Source organism: Burkholderia sp. AcTa6-5, assembly GCF_017815075.1.
Taxonomy (GTDB): Bacteria; Pseudomonadota; Gammaproteobacteria; order Burkholderiales; family Burkholderiaceae; genus Burkholderia; species Burkholderia sola.
This window is the reverse complement of sequence record NZ_JAGIQE010000018.1, coordinates 111,611-132,427: the sequence shown is the minus strand read 5'-3', so window position 1 is coordinate 132,427 and position 20,817 is coordinate 111,611. Positions and strand designations below refer to the sequence as shown.

18 protein-coding genes and 1 pseudogene are annotated in these 20,817 nt (G+C 66.8%); 1 reads left to right on the top strand and 18 read right to left on the bottom strand.

The window, feature by feature from the left end:
* Positions 1-2: 2 nt before the first annotated feature.
* From cyoA to J8I33_RS23420, 4 genes are all read right to left on the bottom strand, one after another.
* On the bottom strand, positions 3-890 hold the full coding sequence (cyoA, locus tag J8I33_RS23435) for a ubiquinol oxidase subunit II (protein ID WP_050012949.1): 888 nt from the start codon (positions 888-890) through the stop codon (positions 3-5).
* Positions 891-1,174: 284 nt separating this feature from the next.
* Positions 1,175-2,704, bottom strand: a complete 1,530-nt coding sequence (locus tag J8I33_RS23430; RefSeq protein ID WP_050012950.1) for an NADH-quinone oxidoreductase subunit M — start codon at positions 2,702-2,704, stop codon at positions 1,175-1,177.
* 463 nt (positions 2,705-3,167) lie between these two features.
* A complete protein-coding gene (locus tag J8I33_RS23425) occupies positions 3,168-3,764 on the bottom strand; it encodes a LysE family translocator (protein WP_260429649.1) in 597 nt (198 codons plus the stop codon).
* A 46-nt stretch (positions 3,765-3,810) separates the two neighbouring features.
* Positions 3,811-5,070, bottom strand: coding sequence for an NAD(P)/FAD-dependent oxidoreductase (locus J8I33_RS23420; protein ID WP_050012951.1), 1,260 nt, complete (start codon positions 5,068-5,070; stop codon positions 3,811-3,813).
* Between the two features lie 108 nt (positions 5,071-5,178).
* Between J8I33_RS23420 and J8I33_RS23415 the strand changes: the two genes are divergently transcribed.
* Complete coding sequence (locus J8I33_RS23415) at positions 5,179-5,898, top strand: class I SAM-dependent methyltransferase (protein ID WP_050012952.1); 720 nt, start codon at positions 5,179-5,181, stop codon at positions 5,896-5,898.
* Positions 5,899-5,946: 48 nt separating this feature from the next.
* Here J8I33_RS23415 and J8I33_RS23410 read toward each other — a convergent pair.
* The 14 genes and pseudogenes from J8I33_RS23410 to J8I33_RS23345 form a co-directional block, all read right to left on the bottom strand.
* Positions 5,947-6,371 (bottom strand): annotated as a pseudogene (locus J8I33_RS23410) (excinuclease ABC subunit A).
* Between the two features lie 23 nt (positions 6,372-6,394).
* Positions 6,395-6,817, bottom strand: a complete 423-nt coding sequence (locus J8I33_RS23405; RefSeq protein ID WP_089488579.1) for a signal peptidase — start codon at positions 6,815-6,817, stop codon at positions 6,395-6,397.
* Between the two features lie 32 nt (positions 6,818-6,849).
* Complete coding sequence (locus J8I33_RS23400; protein WP_209939147.1) at positions 6,850-8,073, bottom strand: beta-ketoacyl synthase N-terminal-like domain-containing protein; 1,224 nt, start codon at positions 8,071-8,073, stop codon at positions 6,850-6,852.
* Positions 8,070-9,299: a beta-ketoacyl-ACP synthase gene (locus tag J8I33_RS23395; RefSeq protein WP_050012955.1), complete on the bottom strand. Its 1,230-nt coding sequence runs from the start codon at positions 9,297-9,299 to the stop codon at positions 8,070-8,072. The genes J8I33_RS23400 and J8I33_RS23395 overlap by 4 nt, the downstream gene beginning before the upstream one ends.
* A complete protein-coding gene (locus J8I33_RS23390; protein ID WP_209927804.1) occupies positions 9,299-10,024 on the bottom strand; it encodes a 3-ketoacyl-ACP reductase FabG2 in 726 nt (241 codons plus the stop codon). Before J8I33_RS23390 ends, J8I33_RS23395 begins: the two co-directional genes overlap by 1 nt.
* A complete protein-coding gene (locus J8I33_RS23385; RefSeq protein ID WP_209939146.1) occupies positions 10,021-10,524 on the bottom strand; it encodes a hotdog family protein in 504 nt (167 codons plus the stop codon). Before J8I33_RS23385 ends, J8I33_RS23390 begins: the two co-directional genes overlap by 4 nt.
* Position 10,525: 1 nt before the next feature.
* Positions 10,526-11,713: a beta-ketoacyl-[acyl-carrier-protein] synthase family protein gene (locus J8I33_RS23380; protein ID WP_209939145.1), complete on the bottom strand. Its 1,188-nt coding sequence runs from the start codon at positions 11,711-11,713 to the stop codon at positions 10,526-10,528.
* On the bottom strand, positions 11,710-14,118 hold the full coding sequence (locus tag J8I33_RS23375) for an MMPL family transporter (RefSeq protein ID WP_209939144.1): 2,409 nt from the start codon (positions 14,116-14,118) through the stop codon (positions 11,710-11,712). The genes J8I33_RS23380 and J8I33_RS23375 overlap by 4 nt, the downstream gene beginning before the upstream one ends.
* Entirely contained in the window at positions 14,118-14,783 is a 666-nt protein-coding gene (locus tag J8I33_RS23370; RefSeq protein ID WP_050012960.1) for an outer membrane lipoprotein carrier protein LolA, read from the bottom strand. The genes J8I33_RS23375 and J8I33_RS23370 overlap by 1 nt, the downstream gene beginning before the upstream one ends.
* On the bottom strand, positions 14,774-15,202 hold the full coding sequence (locus J8I33_RS23365) for a thioesterase family protein (protein WP_050012961.1): 429 nt from the start codon (positions 15,200-15,202) through the stop codon (positions 14,774-14,776). Before J8I33_RS23365 ends, J8I33_RS23370 begins: the two co-directional genes overlap by 10 nt.
* Positions 15,199-16,809 carry an aromatic amino acid ammonia-lyase gene (locus J8I33_RS23360; protein WP_209939143.1) on the bottom strand — a complete coding sequence of 537 codons (1,611 nt, stop codon included), beginning with the start codon at positions 16,807-16,809 and terminating at the stop codon, positions 15,199-15,201. Before J8I33_RS23360 ends, J8I33_RS23365 begins: the two co-directional genes overlap by 4 nt.
* Positions 16,796-18,502: a glycosyltransferase family 2 protein gene (locus J8I33_RS23355; RefSeq protein ID WP_209927813.1), complete on the bottom strand. Its 1,707-nt coding sequence runs from the start codon at positions 18,500-18,502 to the stop codon at positions 16,796-16,798. The genes J8I33_RS23360 and J8I33_RS23355 overlap by 14 nt, the downstream gene beginning before the upstream one ends.
* Positions 18,502-20,190, bottom strand: coding sequence for an AMP-binding protein (locus J8I33_RS23350; RefSeq protein ID WP_124556732.1), 1,689 nt, complete (start codon positions 20,188-20,190; stop codon positions 18,502-18,504). Before J8I33_RS23350 ends, J8I33_RS23355 begins: the two co-directional genes overlap by 1 nt.
* Positions 20,187-20,807 (bottom strand): hypothetical protein, encoded by a 621-nt coding sequence (locus J8I33_RS23345; protein ID WP_209939142.1) that lies wholly within the window; start codon positions 20,805-20,807, stop codon positions 20,187-20,189. Before J8I33_RS23345 ends, J8I33_RS23350 begins: the two co-directional genes overlap by 4 nt.
* Positions 20,808-20,817: the final 10 nt, after the last annotated feature.

Sequence of the window (20,817 nt, the reverse complement as noted above, 5' to 3'; positions counted from 1 at the left end):
CGTTACCCCTTCGTGCCGCAGGCGGCGTCCTTCAGGTCGAGGACGTGGCCATCGTTGTATTTCGCGATGATGTTGTGGAAGAGCCGCGGATCGACCGACGAGAAGTAGCGCACCGGCGCCTTTTCGCTCGGCTGCGCGACGCTGCCGTATACGGTCGCGTCGAGCCGGTCCGGCGACGCCTTCACCTTCTGCACCCACGCATCGAACTGCTCGCGCGGCTCGGCGAGCGTGCGGAACTTCATGTCGGAGAACCCGCGGCCGCTGAAGTTGGCGGACGTGCCCGCGTAATTGCCGGGCTCGTCGGCGATCAGGTGCAGGCGCGTCTGCATGCCGGCCATCGCGTAGACCTGGCCGCCGAGCTGCGGGATGAAGAACGAATTCATCACCGAATCCGACGTGATGCGGAAGTTCACCGGCGTGCCGACCGGAATCGCGAGCTGGTTCACCGACGCGATGCCGAATTCCGGATAGATGAACAGCCACTTCCAGTCGAGTGCGACCACCTCGACGTCGATCGGCTTCACCGCCGATTCGAGCGGCTTGTACGGATCGAGCTCGTGCGTGGTCTTCCACGTGAGCACGCCGAGGAACAGGATGATCAGCGTCGGCACCGTCCAGATCACGACCTCGATCGCGGTCGAGTGCGACCAGTTCGGCGCGTAGGCGGCGTTGCGATTCGACGCGCGGTAACGCCACGCGAACCATAACGTCAGCAGGATCACCGGCACGACGACGATCAGCATCGCCCACGTGGACGTCGCGATCAGCGCCTTTTCGGCCGCCCCCACGCTTCCTTTCGGATTTAGTACATCTAAATTACAACCTGACAGGCTCAATGCCGCGCCCATTGAAAGCAGCGCCGACCAGCCTCTTGATGCTCTTCTTTTCATCACACAGCCCGAGGGTCATTGAATCCGTTTGCGTATGCCCGATGCGCATTCGATTCACGAAATTGGCCGAATCATACGTCGCGCGAGTGCGATGAAAAACCGGTGCATGCGGCAAATCATCATTGCAAAATCTGCCGTGAGTCACATTGTCGCGGGGCAATTTCACGCAGCCGGAAGCGCGCCCGGCACTTGCCGTGCCGGGCCGCGGATCGATGTGTGCGCAACGATGCGCGCCGCGCGATGCGGCGGGCTTGCGCGGCGTGGTGCGGCTCGGTGTGCCGCGCTCAGTCGTGCGTCGATGCCATGTACGACGGCAGCGCCGGCGCGGGGCCATCCCCCGCCGGCACCTTCGAATGGCTCGCTTCCTGGATCAGCTTGCCGACGGTCGGATCGATCGCATCGGTGAACGGCTTCGGATCGATGCCGACCGCCAGCACGATCAGCGCGAGCGACGCGAACATCACGATCTCGCGACGGTTCAGGTCGGCGAGCTTCGCGATCCGCTGGCTCGCGACCTTGCCGAACACCACGCGCTTGAGCATCCACAGCGTGTACGACGCGCTGAGGATCAGCGTGAGCGCCGCGATCGCGCCGATCCAGAAGTTGAAGCGGATCGCGCCCATGATCACCATGAACTCGCCGACGAACCCCGACGTGCCCGGCAGCCCGACGTTGGCCATCGCGAACAGCAGCGTGAAGGTCGCGAAGCGCGGCATCACGCCCGCCACGCCGCCGTATGCGGCGATCTCGCGCTGCCGCGTGCGATCCACGAGCACGTTCACGCACAACAGCATCGCGCCCGCCACGAAGCCGTACGACACGAGCTGCACGATCGCGCCTTCGACGCCGATCCGGTTGAACAGGAACAGCCCGAGCGTGACGATGCCCATGTGCGCGACCGTCGAATACGCGAGCAGCTTGCCGAGATCGGTCTGCGCGAGCGCGATCAGGCTCGCGTAGACGATCGCGAACAGCGACAGCGCGATCACGGCCGGCGCGAAGAAGTGGCTCGCGTCGGGCGTGATCGGCAGCGCAAAGCGCAGGAACCCGTAGCCGCCGAGCTTGAGCATCGCGAGCATCAGCGCGGCGCCCGTCGGGCCGTCCGTGTACACGTCGCTCAGCCACGTGTGGACCGGCCACATCGGCACCTTGACCGCGAACGCGGCGAAGAAACCGAGGAACACCAGCAACTGCGGCGCGAAGCCGAGCTGCAGCGTGCGCCACACGGCCATGTCGAACGTATGCGACTGCGCGTACAGGTACAGCATCGCCATCAGCAGCAACAGCGAGCCGGCGAACGAGATGAAGAAGAACTTCACGGCCGCATACACGCGGCGCTCGCGCCCCCACGTGCCGATCAGCAGGTACAGCGGGATCAGCGTCGCCTCGAAGAAGATGAAGAACAGCAGCCCGTCCTGCGCGACGAACACGCCGACCATCAGTCCCGACAGGATCAGGAACGACGCGTAGTACTGCGCGACGCGCACGGTGACCGATTCCCACGATGCCACCACTACCACCAGCGTCGTGAACGCGGTCAGCACGACGAGCCACAGCGACGCGCCGTCGATGCCGACCCGCCATCCGGCATTGAATGCCGCGAGCCAGTCGCGCCTTTCGACGAACTGCATCGCCGCCGAATGCGCGTCGAAACCGGCAATCAGCGGAACGACGGCCGCCAGCCCGGCAATCGAGCCGACCAGCGCAATCAGTCTTATTCGGCGGAAATGCTGGTCGGAACCGGCGCGCAGCAGGCCCGCGCCGAACAGTATCGGAACCCAGATGGCCAGGCTCAGAAAGGGGAAATCATGCATGTCAACAACGCCTTGAGGAGGTCGCGCCTTGCATCGGGGACAGGCGCGACGAAAGGAACGAAATCAAATCGACAGGTAGATTTCGTGAATCGCCAATGTTGGCTAAATGTAAAGCAGCATCACCGGAAAACTTGATGCCGCTCAAACGCGATCGGGTTAACCAGCATAAGGCGATTGATTATTTTCTGCAGCGCAGCAGAGCATTGTTTTTTGCCTTCGGCGTAGGCCAATGATTTATATGCGTAATTTTTTGTATTGACCGATGCGGCGCGCGCCAGGAATAGACGCAGCGCCGCATTTTTGATACCAACCGGTCGTTTCGAAGGGCCGGAACGACCGGATTGACGGCTCGCGGTGGGAGATCGTGCAGGTCGCCTGCCTTACACACGCCCTTTCATTTTTATTTCACAGGGGTCGCGTGATCTTTTCCGCGACAGGAATCGATCGCACGACCATAGAAAGCTCATTTCACCACCGAATACAGCAGCGACCCCGAAAACAGAACCAGCAGCACCGACGCCGAACGAAATAGCGCCGTGATATGACGCGGCCCGGATGCCAGTATCCTCGTCACTCGCCCGAGGCTCGCCCAACCCGCTCCAATGGGCACGAGGACCAGCAGAAACGCACCGAACGCGACGGCCCCGTTACCGACGTTCTGAAACGCCTGGAGTGGAAACGCCGTACTTGCAAGCAGAAAAGCCTTCGGATTCAATAGCGTGGCGACGACGACATCGTGCCACGTCACCGGCTTCGAACGCCGATCCTCTTCCAGCGTGCCTCGTGCCCACATTTTTGCCGCCAGCAGCAGCAGATACGACGCGCATGCCAACTTGATCACGCTCAAGATTTGAGGATGCGCCACGGCGAACGCCAGCAGCGAAACGCCCCAAGCCGAGATAGCGATGACGTAGCCTGCGCCTTCGGCGAGCAGGAGCGGGAGGGTTCGCGTCAGACCAACGCTTATTCCGGACGAAAAAAGTAACGTGTTGGTCGGTCCCGGAACGATCAATACCAGGGCCGAGTAAAGGCATATCGTAATGAGTTGATGCGTATCCACTGCAATCTCGATCGAAGGGGTGAGCCAATGTATTCGGCTTCGCGCGCTACGAGGCGATGTCGGTCCCGCCTATCGAACTGCACAACTGCGCAAGAATATCGAGACCCCGCGCCGGCTCCCGTACAAACGGATTCGTCTGGTCCCACGCATAACCCGCCAGAATCGAGCAGACCATGCGTTTCACGTCGGAGGCCTTGTCTTCGTGAAACACGATGTCTTGCAGCGCGCCCGAGTACCAGCGTTCGACGAAGGCGCGGAAGGTGTCGATGCCCTTGCGCAGCGCGATGTCGTAATCACGTGCCCAGTCGACCGACTCGCCACGCAACTGCCGTTCGAGTGCGGCGACCGCCAGTTGAGCCGAGCGCATCGCGATCGTCACGCCCGACGAAAAGATCGGATCGAGGAATTCGCCCGCGTTGCCGAGCAGCGCATAGCCGGGGCCGTGCAGGGTCTCGACGTTCGACGCATAACCCGAGATGCGGCGCACGGGCATCACGAACGGCTTGCTGCCGACCAGTCGCGACAATGTCGGCTCGCTTTGCAGCAATTCGCGCAACAACGATTCCTGTCGCGCGTCCGGCACGTCGAGAAACCCGGCATCGGCCACGCAGCCGACCGACGAGCGCCCGTTCGTCAGCGGGATCATCCAGAACCACACGTCGCGTCGCTCCGGATGAACGGCGATGCAGATCTTGTCGCGATCGGTCGACCCGGCCGGCAGGCTGTCCTCGACGTGCGAAAAGAGGGCCGCTCGCGTCGGCAGGCCGGTCGGCGCGTCGAGATCGAGCAGTCGCGGCAACACGCGGCCGAACCCGCTCGCATCGAGTACGAACGACGGCTGAACGGAATAGTCGTGCCCGGCTTCGTCGACGATGTCGAGCCGCGGCTTGTCGCCCGGCTGGAAGGCGCGCACCGTATGGCCGAATCGCACGTCCGCGCCCTGTTCGGCCGCACAACGGATCAGCAGATCGTCGAAGGCCGCGCGCTCGACCTGATAGGCCGTCCCCCAGCCCGCGGAAAACTTCTCGCGAAAATCGAACGACGACATCCTGTCGCGATAGACGAAGTACGCGCCGTTCTTGAACTGGAAGCCGGCCTCGACGACCGCCTGCAGCATGCCCGCCTCCTCGAGATACTGCATGCTCTGGGGCAACAGGCTTTCTCCGATCGAAAAGCGCGGAAAATGCTGACGCTCGAGCACCAGCACCGAACGGCCGGCCTTGCGCAGCAGCGCGGCCGCGACGGCACCGGAAGGCCCTGCCCCGATGATCGCGACGTCGATGGAATTCGATTTCATTTCACTCATGCTTGCCAATTCAGTCCGATTGATTGGGTATCTTATGTTTCTGACGCCACGATCCGGCGTTGCCAACTACAATAGGCGCTCAACAAATCCAAGATCGATGAGAGACCCATGACGTCCTCCCGCACGCACGCGCCCGCCTATGTTCCCGAAACCCGGTTCGGCATCTGGTTTCTTCGCACGCATACGTGGGAACATCACGTGCTCAAGGTTGCGATCGACGATCTGAAGCGGCTCATCGCGGCGCCGCTGCCGTCGGCCCCCGTCCTCCTCGACGCAGGATGCGGCCAGGGCAAGTCGTTTCGCCTGCTGAGCGAAGCGTTCGCACCCGCCAGGATCATCGGTATCGACTGCCACGACGACTCGCTCGCGCATGCGTCGGAAGCGGCGCATCGCTGCGCCACGCCCGTCGAACTGCGGCATGCCGACTGCACGCAGATTCCGCTTGCCGATGCGAGCGTCGACATCGTGTTCTGCCATCAGACCTTTCACCATCTCGTCGATCAGGACCATGCGCTGGCCGAGTTTCGCCGCGTGCTGAAACCCGGCGGACTGCTGCTGTTCGCCGAATCGACCGACGCGTACATCAAGTCGTGGGTGATCCGGCTGCTGTTCCGCCACCCGATGGAGGTTCAGAAAAGCGCCGACGGCTACCTTGCCATGCTACGCGACGCCGGGTTCGGTTTCGACACCCGCAACGTGTCGTTCCCCTATCTGTGGTGGAGCCGCGCGAAAGACTTCGGACTCCTCGAGCGCATCGGCCTGTACGCACCGAAACCCGGCAAGCGCCGCGAAACGCTCGTCAACGTCGCCGCGCGCAAGCCTGCCTGAGCAAGCAAGGCCGCCGTTCGGCGGCCCCGTGCTACCGGTCGGTGCCGGTTACTGCTTCAACGTCACGACCTCGCCCGTCAGCGCCGCGCCGGCAACCACCGCGCCGGCACCGCACGTGTACTCGCTCGGGCTGGAGCGCGACACGTTGCGGTAATTGCTCTTGATGCCGACCACCGCATTGCCGCCCTCCTTGCGCGCGCGCGCGCCTGAAGCTCGATCACGGCCGACAGGAATACATGCTGACACGCCGCCTCGTCGCTCTTGCCGAACGCGTTGGTCTTCTTGTTGGTCGCGAACGTCCCGTACGACTTCATCACGCGCGGATGCGGCTGATCGCCGAAATAGAGCGCGACGCCGTCGTCGAGCTTGCCTTCCTCGCTCTTCAACGCGCTGTCGATCGGATAGTCGCGGATCGTATCCCGTGCGTAGGCGGCCGAAGCCGCGAACGTCGCGCCGATCAATGCCAGTGCCATGCGATATTTCACGTGTGCCCCCATCATTGAGCGTTCAACTGCACGACGTCGCCCGACACGGCAATCGCGCCCGCACTGCCGCTCACGCCACACGTATATTCGGTCGTCGAATTCGAGCTTTTTTCATGGAAGCGCGTCGTCACGTTGATGACCGCATTCCCGCCGTGATGCTTCGCATAGATGCGAAGACGGTTCAGCGCTTCCGCCAGCGCTTGCTCGCACGTCGGCTGCTCGCTTTCGACCCGGCGCACGCGCACCGATTCCGAACGCGGACCGATGCTGGTCTTGACCTCCGGATGCGGCTGCGCACCGAAATAAATCGCGACGCCGCTCGTGTCCGGTGCCGTTGCCGCCGCCGGCAGAGGCAGCGAACGCACCACGGTGCCGCACCCGGTCAGCAACGATGTCGCGACCAACATGCCGGCCAGATGTCGTGTGTGCTTCATTGTTATCGTCCTCTCAGCTCAGTAAGTTCACTTCAATCGCCCTTCCAGGCGTCCAACAACACACTTGCACAGCTGCCGCCGAATCCGAACGAAACCGACAGCGCGCGTTCGATCGCGAATTCGCGCGCGTCGCGCACGAGCGGCATGCCGGCTATCGCGGGATCGGGCACATCGCCGACGGCCGAGCCCGCGACGAAGCCGTCGCGCATCATCAGGATCGTATAGATCGCTTCATGCGCACCGCTCGCGCCGAGCGGATGCCCCGTCATTCCCTTCGTCGACGAGAACGCCGGCACGTCGCCGCCGAATACGTCGCCGAGCGCTTTCAGTTCCTCGACGTCGCCGCGCTGCGTCGACGGCGCGTGCGTATTGACGTAGTCCGGACGCCGTTCGCCGCCATGTTCGAGTGCGCCACGCATCGCGCGCGCCATCCCCGGCGCATGCGGCATCGCCATGCCGGCGTTGTCCGTGCATTGGCCGAATCCGCTGATCTCCGCATGAATTCGCGCGCCGCGCGCGCGTGCATGCTCGAGCGATTCGAGCACCAGAATGCCGGCGCCGGACGCGATCACGAAACCATCCCTGTCAAGCGTATACGGACGCGACGCGCGGTCCGGCGTGTCGTTGAAACCGCTGGACAACACGCCCATCGCGTCGAACATCAACGTCATGTTGTCGTGCAGCGCCTCGCTTCCACCTGCCAGCACGATGTCCTGGCACCCGGAGCGGATCAATTGCGCCGCTTGCCCGATCGCGAGCGCCCCGCTCGTGCACGCGGACGACGGCGAGTACGACACGCCCTCGATGCCGAACACCTGCGCGACGCATGCCGACGCCGTGCTGCTCATCGCCTTCGGCACGACATAGGGCGGCGTCTTGTCGATGCCGCGATGCTGCGCGATCGTCATCGCGTCGTCGTAGTCGGCCATCGATCCGATGCCGGACCCGACGATCGCGCCCACGCGCGGCGAACGGAGCACGTCGGCAGCGAGGCACGCATCGTCGAGCGCCGACGCGGCCGCATGCGCGGCAAAGCGCGCCGTGTCGCCCATGAAGCGTTCGTGCTTGCGGGCAAACCGCGCTGCCGGGGCGACCGACGCCACGCCGGCGACCTGGCTGCGAAAACCGCGCTCGCGCCATGCGTCCACGCGGCTCACACCCGAGTGACCGGCGCGCAGCGCGGCCGATACTTCGTCGAGCGCGTTGCCGAGGCACGACACGATGCCGAGCCCCGTGACGACGACGCGCGCCGTCATGCGGCGACCCGCCGGAAGATCAGCGACGTGTTGATCCCGCCGAACGCGAAGTTGTTGCTCATCACGAATTCCGCTTCGATCCGGCGCGCGTCGCCGACGATGTAGTCGAGCGGCGCGCAGGCCGGATCGATCGTATCGAGATTGAGCGTCGGCACATACCAGTTGCGCTTCATCATCTCGATCGTCCACCACGCCTCGAGCGCACCACATGCGCCCAGCGTATGCCCCACATAGCTCTTCAGCGAGCTGATCGGCATGCGTTCGCCGAATACGGACGCCGTCGCATGACTTTCCGCGACGTCGCCCCGGTCGGTCGACGTGCCGTGCGCGTTCACGTAGGCGATCGCATCGGCATCGAGCGCCGCATCGCGCAGCGCGACACGCATCGCGACCGCCATCGTCTCCGCGGTCGGCTGGGTGATGTGCGCGCCGTCGGAATTGCAGCCGAAACCGACGATCTCCGCATGGATCGTCGCGCCGCGCGCCATCGCGTGCTCGTATTCCTCGAGCACGAGCGTCGCCGCGCCTTCACCGACCACCAGCCCGTCGCGATCGGCATCGAACGGCCGCGGCGTCAGGTTCGCGGCATCGTTGCGCGTGCTCGTCGCGTACAGCGTATCGAACACCGCGACCGCCGGGCCGGACAACTCCTCCGCGCCGCCCGCCAGCATCAGCGCCTGCTTGCCCGTCGCGATCGCCTCGTACGCGTAGCCGATTGCCTGGCTGCCGGACGCGCAGGCCGACGACGTCGGCACGATCCGGCCTTTCAGATCCCAGAACAGGCTGACGTTGACTGCCGTGGTGTGCGGCATCATCTGCACGTAGCTGTTCGACGTGACGTCGCGCATCGATCCCGTCTCGATCATCGTGCCGAACGCGCGGATCGGCTCGACCGATCCCGACGACGACCCGTACGCGACACCCATCCGGCCGTCCCGGATCGACGCGTCGTCGCCCAGCCCCGCATCGGCCAGTGCCAGTTCGCTCGCGCGCACCGCGTACATCGATACGGGCCCCATCGAACGGGTCTTCTTGCGCGGATACGTGCGCGGCAGCTCGAAGGCCGGCAGCGGGCACGCGAGCCGCGTATGCAGCGCTTCGTAACAGTCCCATTCCGGCATGTAACGCACCGCGTTGCGCCCGTCGCGCAGGCGCGCCTCGATGTCCGCCCAGCTTTGACCGAAGGCGGTCACGCCGCCCATCCCCGTCACGACCACTCGCTTCATCACACCATCCCGCCGTTGACGCCGATCACTTGCCGGGTGACGTAGGTCGCCGCATCCGACATCAGGAAGCCGACCACCGCCGCGACTTCGTCAGGCTGGCCGACGCGGCCCATCGGGACCGTCTTCAATGCCTGTTCCAGCGGCACGTCGTCGAGCATGCCGGTATCGACCAGCCCGGGCGCGACGCAATTGACGGTGATCTTTCGCGATGCCAGTTCGACCGCCAGCGCCTTGGTCGCGCCGATCAGGCCGGCCTTCGCGGCGCTGTAGTTGACCTGGCCGCGATTGCCCATCACGCCCGACACGGACGCGATCGTCACGATTCGGCCGCCGCCGCGCAGACGCACCATCGGCATGGTCAGCGGATGAACGACGTTGTAGAACGCGTCCAGCCCGGTTTCGATCACGATATCCCAGTCCTCCTCGGACAGCGCCGGAAACGCGCCATCCCGCGTCACGCCCGCGCTGCAGACGATCCCGTAGTACGCGCCGTGCGCGTCGACGTCGGCCTCCAGTTCACGCCGGCACACCGCGCGATCGCGCACGTCGAACTGCAGCACGCTCGCCGTGCCGCCCTGCGCGCGAATCGTCGCGGCGACGCTTTCCGCGTCGTCGCGGCCGGTGCGGCAATGAACCGTCACGGCGAAACCGTCGGATGCCAAGCGCAGTGCCACGGCGCGGCCGATGCCGCGGCTCGCCCCTGTCACGAGAACTCGCCGAGTCATGAATTGAAACTCCCTTCGATAAAAGTCTGAAAATCGCTCGGTTGGTACACCTTGACGACGGCTTCCGCGCAGCACTCGCCGTCGGCATGAATCGCGCACTCGTACGCGCCGTGCCCCTCTTCGCCGCGCAACAGTTCCCGCGCGACGATGCGCAGCGTCGTGTCCGTGCCGAACGCGGGGCGATGCGCGACATAGCGGTTCGCGCCGAGCAATACGCCCGGCTTCGCCCGGCCGCCCGCATGCGCGGCGAGCAGGCCGACGTGCGCGGCGATCGCCTGCGCCATCAGCTCGATGCCGATCCACGCCGGCATCGCACCGCTGTCGGCGGCGTACCACGCATCGCGGCGCGCCATCGCGCTCACCTCGATGCCGGTTTCCGAGCAGCGCTCGATCGAGTCGAGCAGCAGCATCGTGCCGCGATGCGGCAGCACGTCGCGCACGTCGCCGACAGGAATATCCGCGCCGCCGTGCAGCGCGTCGATCAATGGTCCGGCTTGCATGTCAGGTCCCCAGAATCAGGCTGGCATTGCTGCCGCCGAAAGCGAACGAATTGCTCATTACGTAACGTCCGGTGGCATCGCCGGCCAGACGGCGCTCGCCGTCGACGAGGTCGAGTGTCGGCAGCGCCGGATCGTGCTCGCCGTCCCAGACGTGCGCCGGCAGCGCGATCCCGCGGGCCAATGTCAGCCAGCCGAATCCCAGCTCGGTCGCGCCTGCCGCGCCGAGCATGTGCCCCGTCAGCGGCTTGGTTCCGCTCGCCGGCACGCCGTGCGGAAACACGCGGGCCATCACGTTCGCTTCCATCTCGTCGTTCAGCCGCGTCGCGGTCGCATGCAGGTTCACGTAGCCGATCGCGGACGCAGCCACACCCGCGTCCGCGAGCGCGGCGCGCAACGCGTCCTCGGCGCCGTGGCCCGCCGGATCCGGCGCCGAGATGTGATGCGCATCGCTCGACTCGCCGACGCCGGCCAGGCGAACCGCCGCTTCGTCGCGGCTCATCACGAACAGCGCGGCGCCTTCGCCGATCGTGATACCGCAGCGGTTCCGGCTCATCGGATTGGTCCGGCCCGGGCTGACCGATTCGAGCGACGCGAAGCCCTGCAGCGTGAGCTCGCACAGCGAATCCGCACCGCCGACGACGACCGCATCGCAGAGCTTCAGCCGCAGCAGGCGGCGCGCGGCCGCGAACGCCTTCGCACTCGACGTGCAGGCCGTCGACAGCGTATAGGCCGGCCCGCCGACACCGAGTACGGCCCGCACGAACGGCGCGGCCGTGCCGATTTCCATCTGTCGATAGTCGAATCCGGCGGGTGTCGTGCCGGTCGCGGCACGCTCGGCGAGCGCCTGTTCCGCCGCCTGAATGCCGGACGTACTCGTGCCGATCACGACCCCGACCCGGCGCGGACCATGGCGCGCGATCGCCGCGGCGATGGACGATTCGATCTGCGCGAGCGCGGCGAGCAGCAGCCGGTTGTTCCGGCAGTCGAAATGCGCGAGCGCGTCAGGCGGCGCGATGTCGAGCGCGGACCGTACGTGCCCGACCCAGCCGCCGGCGGGAACGTCGGTACGCGGCGTCATGCCCGGTGCGACGCCCGCGCGCAATGCGGCGACGATCTCGTCGGTCGTTGCGCCAAGCGCGTTGATCATGCCGGGCGCGGACAGGTAGACCGGCGTCTGTTTCGAATTCATGCGCGACGCTCCTTGACGGATGGCGTGGCGAGCGGTGCGAACAGCACCGACAATACGATGCCGATCGCGAGCGTCGTGCCGAAGCTGCGCAGCGCGGGCATCGCGCTCGCGCCGAGCATGCCGAACGACAGCAACGTCGTGGCCGCCGACAGCAGCACGCCGGTCCATACGGCGCCGATCCCGGCCTGGTCGCGCAGGCATCCTTCGCGGAGGAACACGGCGTAATTGGCGCCCACGCCAAGCACCAGCATCAGTGCCAGCCAGTTGAACAGCGTGAGCGGCACCCGCGCATAGCCGAACGCCGCGAGCGTCAACGCGATGGCGAACACGACCGGCAACGTCGTCGCGATGCCGCCGCGCATGCCGTATCGCCACGTCAGCAGCGCGGCGACCACGACCAATGCGCCGATCAACCACAGGCCGCTGTCGACCCGATACGCGCCGAACAGGTTCGACACGCTCGCGGCCTTGTCGACCCACGATACGCCCGGCAGCGTGCGCGCGAGGGCCGCGAACGTCGCCGCGTTCGTCGCATCGACCCGTTCCGGAATCGCGAGTGCCGCATCGACGGGACCGGCGCCGCCGTTCACGCGCCCGAGCCACAGATACCGGAACGGCGCCGACCAGCGTGCCGCCAGCCAGCTGTCGACCGACAGCGTCGCCCGAGCATCGCGGGAAAACGCCTGAATCCATGCGTCGGCGACGTCGTCGCGGAAACCCGCTTTCGCGAGCGTCTCGCGCAGCGCGGCGACATCGGCGAACACGTGCGCGTCGAGCACGGCGCGGTCATGTGCCTGCTGCTTCGCCGACGGCACGAACGTCGCGATCGACTGGATGCGGCCGAGCTGCTGCCGATCGAGCGCTCCGACCAGCGCCTCGGAGCGCTCGAGTACCTGTTCCTGCGACGCACCCTGGATGACGAAGAACTGTGCCGTATTCGCCAGTCCGACCGCCGCCCGGATATTGCCTTCCTGTCGAGCAAGACTCGCATCGCGCTGAACCAGCAGATGAATGTCGTCATCGCTCGTCAAGCGCGCCCAGCCCGGAATCGCGACCAGCGCAACGAGCACCGCGGCGGCCACGGCACGCCGGCCCGCGAGCAGCGACTGCCATCCGCTCAGCAGGCGCGCGGCGCCCGAGAAAACGCGGGACGGCACGCGCCGCGGCGCCTGCGTCAGCATGAGCGGCAAGAAGCCGGTCACGGCGGCGAATGCGCAGAGGATCCCGACGATCGCAAAGCACGCGATCTGCTTGAGCGCCGGGAACGGCACCCACATCAGGATCGCGTAACCGAGCAGGCTCGTCGCCAGCGCCACCGCGAGCGCCGGCCGCACCGCCGCCGCGCCGCGCCGCGCGTCCCACTGCCGCCCCGCGGACAGGTACGCGACGAAATACTGGATCGAATAATCGACGGCCTCGCCGATCAGGCTCACGCCGAACACCAGCGTCAGCAGGTGCAGCTTGCCGAATACGAGCAGCGTCGCCGCCAGCGCGCACACGATGCCGAATGCCGTCGACGCAAACGCGAGCACCAGCAGACGCGGCGAACGGAATACGCTCATCAGCAGCAGCGCGATGCCCGCCAGCGACACGGCGCCGATCACGTGCACGTCGCGCTCCGCGCTGGCGCGTGCGGCTTGCGCATAAAACACCGCGCCGGCCCGGTCGACACGAACGCCGCGAAAGTCCGTCGCCAGCGCTTGCTCCGCATCGGCCGTCGCGATACGCACCGCGTGCTGGACCCTGGATTCATAGGCCGAGCCCGGCAGCGACGTCATCACGAGCACACCCGTTGCCCCGTCGCGATGCGACACCAGCATCCCGTCTTCGAGCGACAGACTCGATGCGGCGAGCGGCAGTTCGCCGAGCCAGTGCTGCAGCCAGCCGAACGGATCGTCGGCCACGGCGGTCTGCAGCCCATCGACCGGCGGCGCATAGAGCCGCCGGGTCAACCGTTCACCGAGCGTGGCGTCGCCTTGTTCGAGCGACCGGCGATCCGCGTCCGTCAGCAGGCCGAAACGGGCCGGCAGGTAGGTGGCCGCGATCTGCGACAGGTCGAACGGCGGCACCTCGACCGTCACCGACCGAAATGCGCCGCTCGCGCCGAGCCGCGCGCCAAACCGCTTCGCGGCGGCTTTCGCGCGGGCGGCGTCCCGGTCAGTCACCAGGTAGACGGTGCGATTGCCGAGCGCATCGCCCAGCATGTCGACCGCGCGTTCGGCAACCGGGTTCGCCTCGGTGGCCGGCAGCAACGCTAGCAGGTTCGTCTGCAGCGGCGCCGGCCCGCTGAAGCGCCACAGGATGTAGGCGACGGCCGCCAGCGTGACGAGCAGCCATGCGGCGCACTGCACGCGCCGCCGGGCCCGTTCGCCCGCCACGCCGATCGCGTCGCGCGCCGGGTCCATCAACGCGCCTCCAGCCACGCGCGCTCGGCAGGCGCAGGCGCGTCGACCGGCGTCGTCCGCCCGAACTCGAGCACGGTCACGTTGCCGTTCGCGAACGTCATGTCGAGCCGGCCGAGATAGGCGCCGCCACGCATGTCGAGCATGCGGATCGCCTGGGCGAGCTGCGGCTGATTCGGCCGCAGGACCATTCGCCAACGCTCCGGCGTGCCGCTCGCGTCGACGTCGAATTGCGCGTACAGCGCGGACAGGTCGCCGCCCAGCATGTCGCGCATCATGCGCGACACCTGTGCGACGCCACGGCCGCCACTACTGGACGCGACGAGGCGCCCGTCCGCGCCCGCCTCGCGCACGCCGCGGTCGGTAATCACATAAGTGGCCTTGTAGGGCGTCTCGATTCGCCAGATGACGCCCGACCGGCGATCGAACAACATCGATCCGGTGCTGACGAGCGGTTGCTTCATCGCCGACAGCGTCTGGGTCTGTCGAAAATCCGCGCGTATCGCGTCGACCCGCGCCAGCCGCATCGCGATGTCGGACACGAGCGCGGCATTCTCCGGCCGGGTCGCGGGGGTCGGCACCGGAGCGGCCATCGCGTCACCGCCGGCGAGCACCGCACAGGCGGCGAACATCGCCACCAGCCGTCTGCGGATCGGATTCAGGCCCATTGCGCACGCACCCGTTCGATCAGGGCCGGCGGCGCCACGAACTGCAGCTCGCGCGTCGTCGCATCGACCGCCAGTTGCACCGTATACCCCTTCGTCAGACGCTCGCCGGAGGCCGCATCGACGATTTCGTAACCGATCTTCAGCCGGTTCTCGAATTCGAGCAGCGTCGCACGCACGTCGAGCTGCTGGCTGTAATGGGCCGGGCGAACGTACTTCAGATGTGCCTCCACGACCGGCCACAGGTAGCCTGACGCCAGCATCGCCGGATAGTCGTAGTCGATCATGCGCAGCAACGCCGCGCGGCTGCTTTCGAAGTACTTCAGGTAATGACCGTGCCAGCAGACGTTCATCGCGTCGACATCGTGAAACAGGACCTCGACGCGAGCCGTCGCGGTCAGCGGCGGACGAGATGCGTTCATGCCGCCTCCCCGCGCCGGATGCCGCCGGATGCTTCGCCGATCGGCTCGCATGCCGCAAGACGCGCGGTCAGCGCACGCAGCTCCGCTTCGAGCGGCCGGTCCTCGACCACCAGCGGCGACTGGCGGCCAACGTCGTCGATGAACGCGCGCAGCGCGGGCGAAAGCTGTGTCCCGGGGGCGTCGCGCAGACGCAGCCGGGCGGCCTGCACGGTCGCGAGCACATGCGCGGCGGCAACCTGTTCGGTCAGCGCCAGCACGCGCAGGCAATCACGCGCGGCGATGGTCCCCATGCTGACCTTGTCCTGATTGTGCGACTCGGTCGAACGCGAGAACACGCTGGCCGGCATCGTATGCTTCAGCGCCTCCGCGGTCCACGCGGAAGAAGAAATCTGCACGGCCTTGAACCCGTGGTTGATCGCCACGCGCTCCGGCGCCGCGCCGGTCAGGTTGCGCGGCAGTCCGTTGCTGAACTTGTCGTCGACCAGCAGCGCGAGCTGGCGGTCCATCAGATCGGCGAGGTTCGCCACGGCGGTCTTCAGCGCGTCCATCGCGAACGCGATGTGACCGCCGTAGAAATTGCCACCGTGCAGCACGCATCCTTCGTCCGGATCGATCAGCGGATTGTCGTTCGCACTGTTCAGTTCGTTCTCGATGTCGCGACGCATCCACGACAACGCGTCGCGCGCCACGCCGATCACGTGCGGCGCGCACCGCACCGAATAGCGATCCTGCAGACGGCGTCCGGGCAGTTCATCGCGCCCGGCGAGATCGGCGCGTATCCATGCGGCCGCCTCAGCCTGCCCCGCATGCGGTTTCGCGTCGAACAATCGTGCATCGAAGTGCCCCGCCCGCCCGTCGAGCGCGACGGTCGTCAATGCGGTTAGGCGGGCCGCCATCCGCGTCAGGTGATCGGCACGGGCGAAGGCAAGACAGGCCAGGCCGGTCATGACCGCCGTGCCGTTCATCAAGGCCAGTCCTTCTTTCGGTGCAAGCGACAGCGGCGCGCGACCGATCGCGTCCCACGCGGCGCGCGCCTCCCGTTCGTCGCCATCGAACGATACGGTGCGCTCGCCGACCAGCGCCGCTGCGACATAGGACAGCGGTGTCAGGTCGCCGCTGGCGCCAACCGAGCCTTCCGACGGAATGCGCGGCAGGATCCGGTGATTCACGAGATCGGCCAGCCGTTCGAGCAACAGGAAGCGCACGCCCGAGTAGCCGAACGCGAGCGAGTTGAGCCGAGCGACGACGATCGAGAGCGTTTGCGTCGCGTCGAACCAGTCGCCCATCCCGCACCCGTGATAGCGCGTCAGTTGCAGCGGCAGCGCTTCGACGAGCGCCGGCGGCACCTCGACCACGCACGCGTCGCCATAGCCGGTCGTTACCCCGTAAAGCGTGCCGCCATTCGCGAGATAGTCGCGCAGCCAGGTTGCGCCGCGCTCGATCCGCGCGCGCCATTCGGGCGCCGCGTTCAGCGCGACCGGCGCACCGTCGCGGGCGACCGCGACGACGTCCTCGATCGTCAGATGCCGGCCGCCGATCACGACGGGCGGCCGGTTCGCGTGCGCGGCGGCGGTCGCCGCGGCGTCGTTCATGTCATGCTCGGCCACGCGGACCTCCATCGGGCCGCGCCCAGAAATCGAAGAAGTTGAACCATTGATAGGGAGCCTTGCGGCAATAGTGTTCGAGCCGCGCGGCATAGCGCTGCGCCCATTCGGCAACGTGGCCCGCGCGCTCGCGGCGCGGCAGCTCGATCCGGTCGGCGAACGGTTCGAAATAGAGCCGGTAGCCGCGCCCCTCCTTCAGGCAGAAGAACAGGTAGACCGGGCAACCGAGCGCGTGCGCGAGGATGTACGGGCCCTGCGCGAACGGCGCCGTCGCGTCGAGGAAACAGGCGTCGACCGTCTTGCCGGAATCGCGCGGCGGCACGCGGTCGCCGACGATCACGAGCAACTCGCCCGCGTCGATGCGCGACTGCATCATCATCGCCGTATCCGGCCCGAAGTCCGCCACTTCGACGAGCTGCTTGCCGAATTCCCGATTCGCGCCGGCCAGCACACCGGTAAAACGCTTCGCATGCTCGGTGTAGACGATCGCCGTCACCTTCGTGTGCGCGTCGCGCAGCGCAAGCGCCCGGGTCATCTCCAGGTTGCCCAGGTGCGCGCCGATCACGAGCGCGCCGCGCCCGCTCGCGGCGAGCGTATCGAACGCGGACGAATCGTCGAAGCGCACGTCGAGTTCGTCGAGACGGCCTGACCATGCGACGAACTTGTCGAATCCCGCCTGCGCGAAGGCAAGCATGTGCCGGTACGCACTGCGCCATCCCGGCTTCGGCACGTCCACCGCTCGCGCGTCGCGCAGCCGCGCGATATAGGCATGCGACGCGGTGCGCGCCGTGCGATTCGTCAGCACGAAGTAACCGACGATCGGATGCAGCCAGAGCGACGTGAAGCCCTTGCCGAACCAGCGGCAACTGAGCGCCAGCAACGCCATGCCGATACGGCTGCCGCGTTCCGGCAGGCGCCACCACGCGCGCGTGCGCGCCGCCGGCGATGCGCCGCGCCGCCCGACGAGCCGACGGGTCAGCAGCATCGGTGCGCGCGCCAGCATCCCCGCGACGAGCCGCGCATGGCTCATGCTGATGCGCACGTTGTCGCGCCAGACGTCGAAATGCGACACGCCGTCGGCCGGGTAGACGACGCGCGTCGGGACCGTCTTGAACGTCAGCCCGCGCCAGTGCAGCCGGACCAGGATTTCGCTGTCGAAAGCCATTCGGGTCGGCATCGATACCGCGTCGATCAGTTCGCAAACGGCAGCGACCGGATAAAGCCGAAACCCGCACATCGCATCGGGGATGTCGAGCGACAGCGTTTCGATCCATACCCACACGTGCGTGAGGTAGCGGCCATACAGGCGGGCCTTCGGCACGCTGTCGTCGAAACGCGGCCGGCCCAGGATCACGGCGTCCGGCGCCGCCTGCGCGGCCGCCACGAACGTCGGCACGTCGGCGGCATCGTGCTGGCCGTCGGCATCGATCTGAATCGCGTGCCGATAGCCGCGGGCGCGCGCGGCGCGCAATCCTTCCATGACCGCCGCGCCCTTTCCGGCGTTGACGGGCAACCGCAGCAGCGTCACCGACGGCGCATAGTGCGCGGCCAGCGCGGCCAGCACCTGTTGCGTCGGTGCATCGCTGCCGTCGTCGACCACCAGGATCGGCAGGCCGTGCACGACGAGGCGCGCCAGCGTGCCGCCGATCGCTTCGCGATGGTTGTAGATCGGAATGACGATGCAGGTGTCGCTCATCACTCCGCCGCGCCGTAGACCAACACGCCCGACGTGCATTCCCGCCCGGCGCAGCGAAACGCGAAGCGCGCACGTCCGCGTACGGGGTCGTGCGCGATACGCAACGCCAGCACCGCACCCGGCGGCACCGGCGCCTTGAATTTCAGGTGTTCGATAGAACGGATGGCGCGCGCGGCCGGTATTTCGCGGCCGGCGAGGCGTGCGGCCCAGTCGATTTGCACGACACCGGGCAGGATCGGCAGCCCCGGAAAATGCCCGTCGAAATGCGCGAGCGCGGCCGGCACGCGCAGCTCGTAATGCAACGCGTCGTCGCTGCGCCACGAAGCGAGCAGTTCGAAACCCTCCGGCGTGGCCGTGAACGCGGCCGCCAGCGCGACGGCCGGCAATTTGCCGCGCGCATCGAACGGCATCGTGTGCGGGAATCGCCAGTAGCGCGGCAAGGCGGCCGCGTCGAAGTACGCGCCGAGCGCATGCCGCAAGATCGTGGCAACCGCAAGTCGCCCCTCGCTCGCCAGTGCGTCGCGCCCCGCCGCGGTCAATACCGCGACGACGCCGACGTGCGCACGGGTCGTGCCGTCGACCACCACGGCCGCCGCCTGCTCGACGTAGGCGTGCGCATGTAACCGCGCCTCGAGTTCGGGCAGCGAAACACGCTTGCCGTCGAGCTTGACGACGCGATCGCGCCGCCCCGCGAGTGCGAAGCGACCATACGCGTCGAAGCGCGCGGTGTCGTCGGTGGGGTGCCAGCGGTCGTGACCGAGATGGGCGGAACGCACGCACAGCACGCCGTCGTCATCGCAACGCACGTCGACGCCCGTCAGCGGCTGCCACGCGGACGAGACATCCTGACGCCGCCACGCGATGCCGCCGGTTTCGGTGCTGCCGAAGATCTCCAGCGGCGCGGCGCCGAACGCGTTCGAATAGACGATCGCTGCATCGGCCGACAGCGGGCCGCCCGACGAGAAGAACGCGCATGGCGGCGGCGCCTGCATCGGAAAGCCGGGTAACGCCGGCCAGCGCATCAGTTGCGACGGCGTGGAAACCACGACACCGCCACCGTATTCGGCCAGCCGCTGCTGCAGTTGCAGCGGCTCAAGCACCGGCATTCGGTCGAACGCACGGCCCGCTGCCAGCGGCCACAGAATCCTGAAGAGCAGTCCGTAGATGTGGTGATGCGGCACGCTCGACAGCGTCACCGCCGCCCCGATACGGTCGCCCCACTCGCGCTGCAGGGTGCGCACTTCGGCATCGAACTGCGCGAGCGACTTCCGCACCGGTTTCGCGGTGCCGCTGCTGCCCGACGTATAAAGCGTCACCGCGGCGGCAGCGTCGATCGGGCGGGCGGTGATATCCGATTCGCCCGCCGTGTCGCGCTCGCACGCGGCCAGTGCCGGCGCATCCAGCACCAGGTCGTATGCATGAGCCAGATCGCCGAGGTAGCCTGGCGCGTTGCTCGCCGGAATCACGATTTCCCCGTGGGTCGCCGCGACCGCGAAGAATGCGCACGCGAACGCGTATGGATCGTCCGTGCAGATCGCGACCCGACGCGCGCCGCGCGCGTCCACCAGCCGGGCGATGGCGTCCACGCGGGCCCGCAGGTCCCGCAGCGTCAGCAGCGCGGTGCCGTCGCGACAGACCGCCACGCCGCTATCGACTTCAGCACACAGCATCTCGTGCAGTGCGATCATGCGACACCCGCCCGTTTCCGCGTCGGTACGACGACGAACCTGCGCCACAGCCACTCGCCCGCAAGCAGCATCCCGATCAGCACGTACGCGATCAGCCCGTTGTAGAGCGCCCATGATTCACGGCTCCAGTACAGCGCCGTATAAACCGAAAAACCGCCGTTGACGATGAAGAACGCGCACCACGCCTGGGTGACGCGCCGCGTATACCGGACGATTGCCGGGCCGGGCTCGGGATAGGTCAGTCGTGCGAATTTTTCGATCATTGTCGGACCGTGCCGCAGGGTGGCGCCGAACGCGACCAGCAAACCGGCACTCACGCATGCGGGATAAAGATGAAGAAGTCGCTCGCTATCGGTCACGGCAATCGCGACCGACAACGCGGTCAATGCACCGGCCACGCACCAGTCGAGCGTCGTGAGCCGTTTGAGCGCCTGCGCCAGCGGGCCCTTGCCGATCGTGCGCTGCAGCCACAGCAACGCAACCAGCAGGCAACCGACGTAACGCGGCGACATGCTTTGCCACGCAAACAGGATGACGAGCGGATAGGCCACGACCAGCACCACCCTGGCAGCGACCGCTGACCAGCGCGGCAGGATCGTGCCTGTAGTCGCCCGCATGCCCGTCACC

Excerpts from the sequence above, each read along its gene's own strand:
- J8I33_RS23415 (WP_050012952.1), top strand. The coding sequence starts at position 5,179 with ATGACGTCCTCCCGCACGCACGCGCCCGCCTATGTTCCCGAAACCCGG.
- J8I33_RS23375 (WP_209939144.1), bottom strand. The coding sequence starts at position 14,118 with ATGGACCCGGCGCGCGACGCGATCGGCGTGGCGGGCGAACGGGCCCGG.
- J8I33_RS23345 (WP_209939142.1), bottom strand. The coding sequence starts at position 20,807 with ATGCGGGCGACTACAGGCACGATCCTGCCGCGCTGGTCAGCGGTCGCT.
- J8I33_RS23420 (WP_050012951.1), bottom strand. The coding sequence starts at position 5,070 with ATGAGTGAAATGAAATCGAATTCCATCGACGTCGCGATCATCGGGGCA.
- J8I33_RS23385 (WP_209939146.1), bottom strand. The coding sequence starts at position 10,524 with ATGCAAGCCGGACCATTGATCGACGCGCTGCACGGCGGCGCGGATATT.
- J8I33_RS23350 (WP_124556732.1), bottom strand. The coding sequence starts at position 20,190 with ATGATCGCACTGCACGAGATGCTGTGTGCTGAAGTCGATAGCGGCGTG.
- J8I33_RS23365 (WP_050012961.1), bottom strand. The coding sequence starts at position 15,202 with ATGAACGCATCTCGTCCGCCGCTGACCGCGACGGCTCGCGTCGAGGTC.
- J8I33_RS23380 (WP_209939145.1), bottom strand. The coding sequence starts at position 11,713 with ATGAATTCGAAACAGACGCCGGTCTACCTGTCCGCGCCCGGCATGATC.
- J8I33_RS23430 (WP_050012950.1), bottom strand. The coding sequence starts at position 2,704 with ATGCATGATTTCCCCTTTCTGAGCCTGGCCATCTGGGTTCCGATACTG.
- cyoA (WP_050012949.1), bottom strand. The coding sequence starts at position 890 with ATGAAAAGAAGAGCATCAAGAGGCTGGTCGGCGCTGCTTTCAATGGGC.
- J8I33_RS23355 (WP_209927813.1), bottom strand. The coding sequence starts at position 18,502 with ATGAGCGACACCTGCATCGTCATTCCGATCTACAACCATCGCGAAGCG.
- J8I33_RS23395 (WP_050012955.1), bottom strand. The coding sequence starts at position 9,299 with ATGAAGCGAGTGGTCGTGACGGGGATGGGCGGCGTGACCGCCTTCGGT.
- J8I33_RS23390 (WP_209927804.1), bottom strand. The coding sequence starts at position 10,024 with ATGACTCGGCGAGTTCTCGTGACAGGGGCGAGCCGCGGCATCGGCCGC.
- J8I33_RS23405 (WP_089488579.1), bottom strand. The coding sequence starts at position 6,817 with ATGAAGCACACACGACATCTGGCCGGCATGTTGGTCGCGACATCGTTG.
- J8I33_RS23370 (WP_050012960.1), bottom strand. The coding sequence starts at position 14,783 with ATGGGCCTGAATCCGATCCGCAGACGGCTGGTGGCGATGTTCGCCGCC.
- J8I33_RS23400 (WP_209939147.1), bottom strand. The coding sequence starts at position 8,073 with ATGACGGCGCGCGTCGTCGTCACGGGGCTCGGCATCGTGTCGTGCCTC.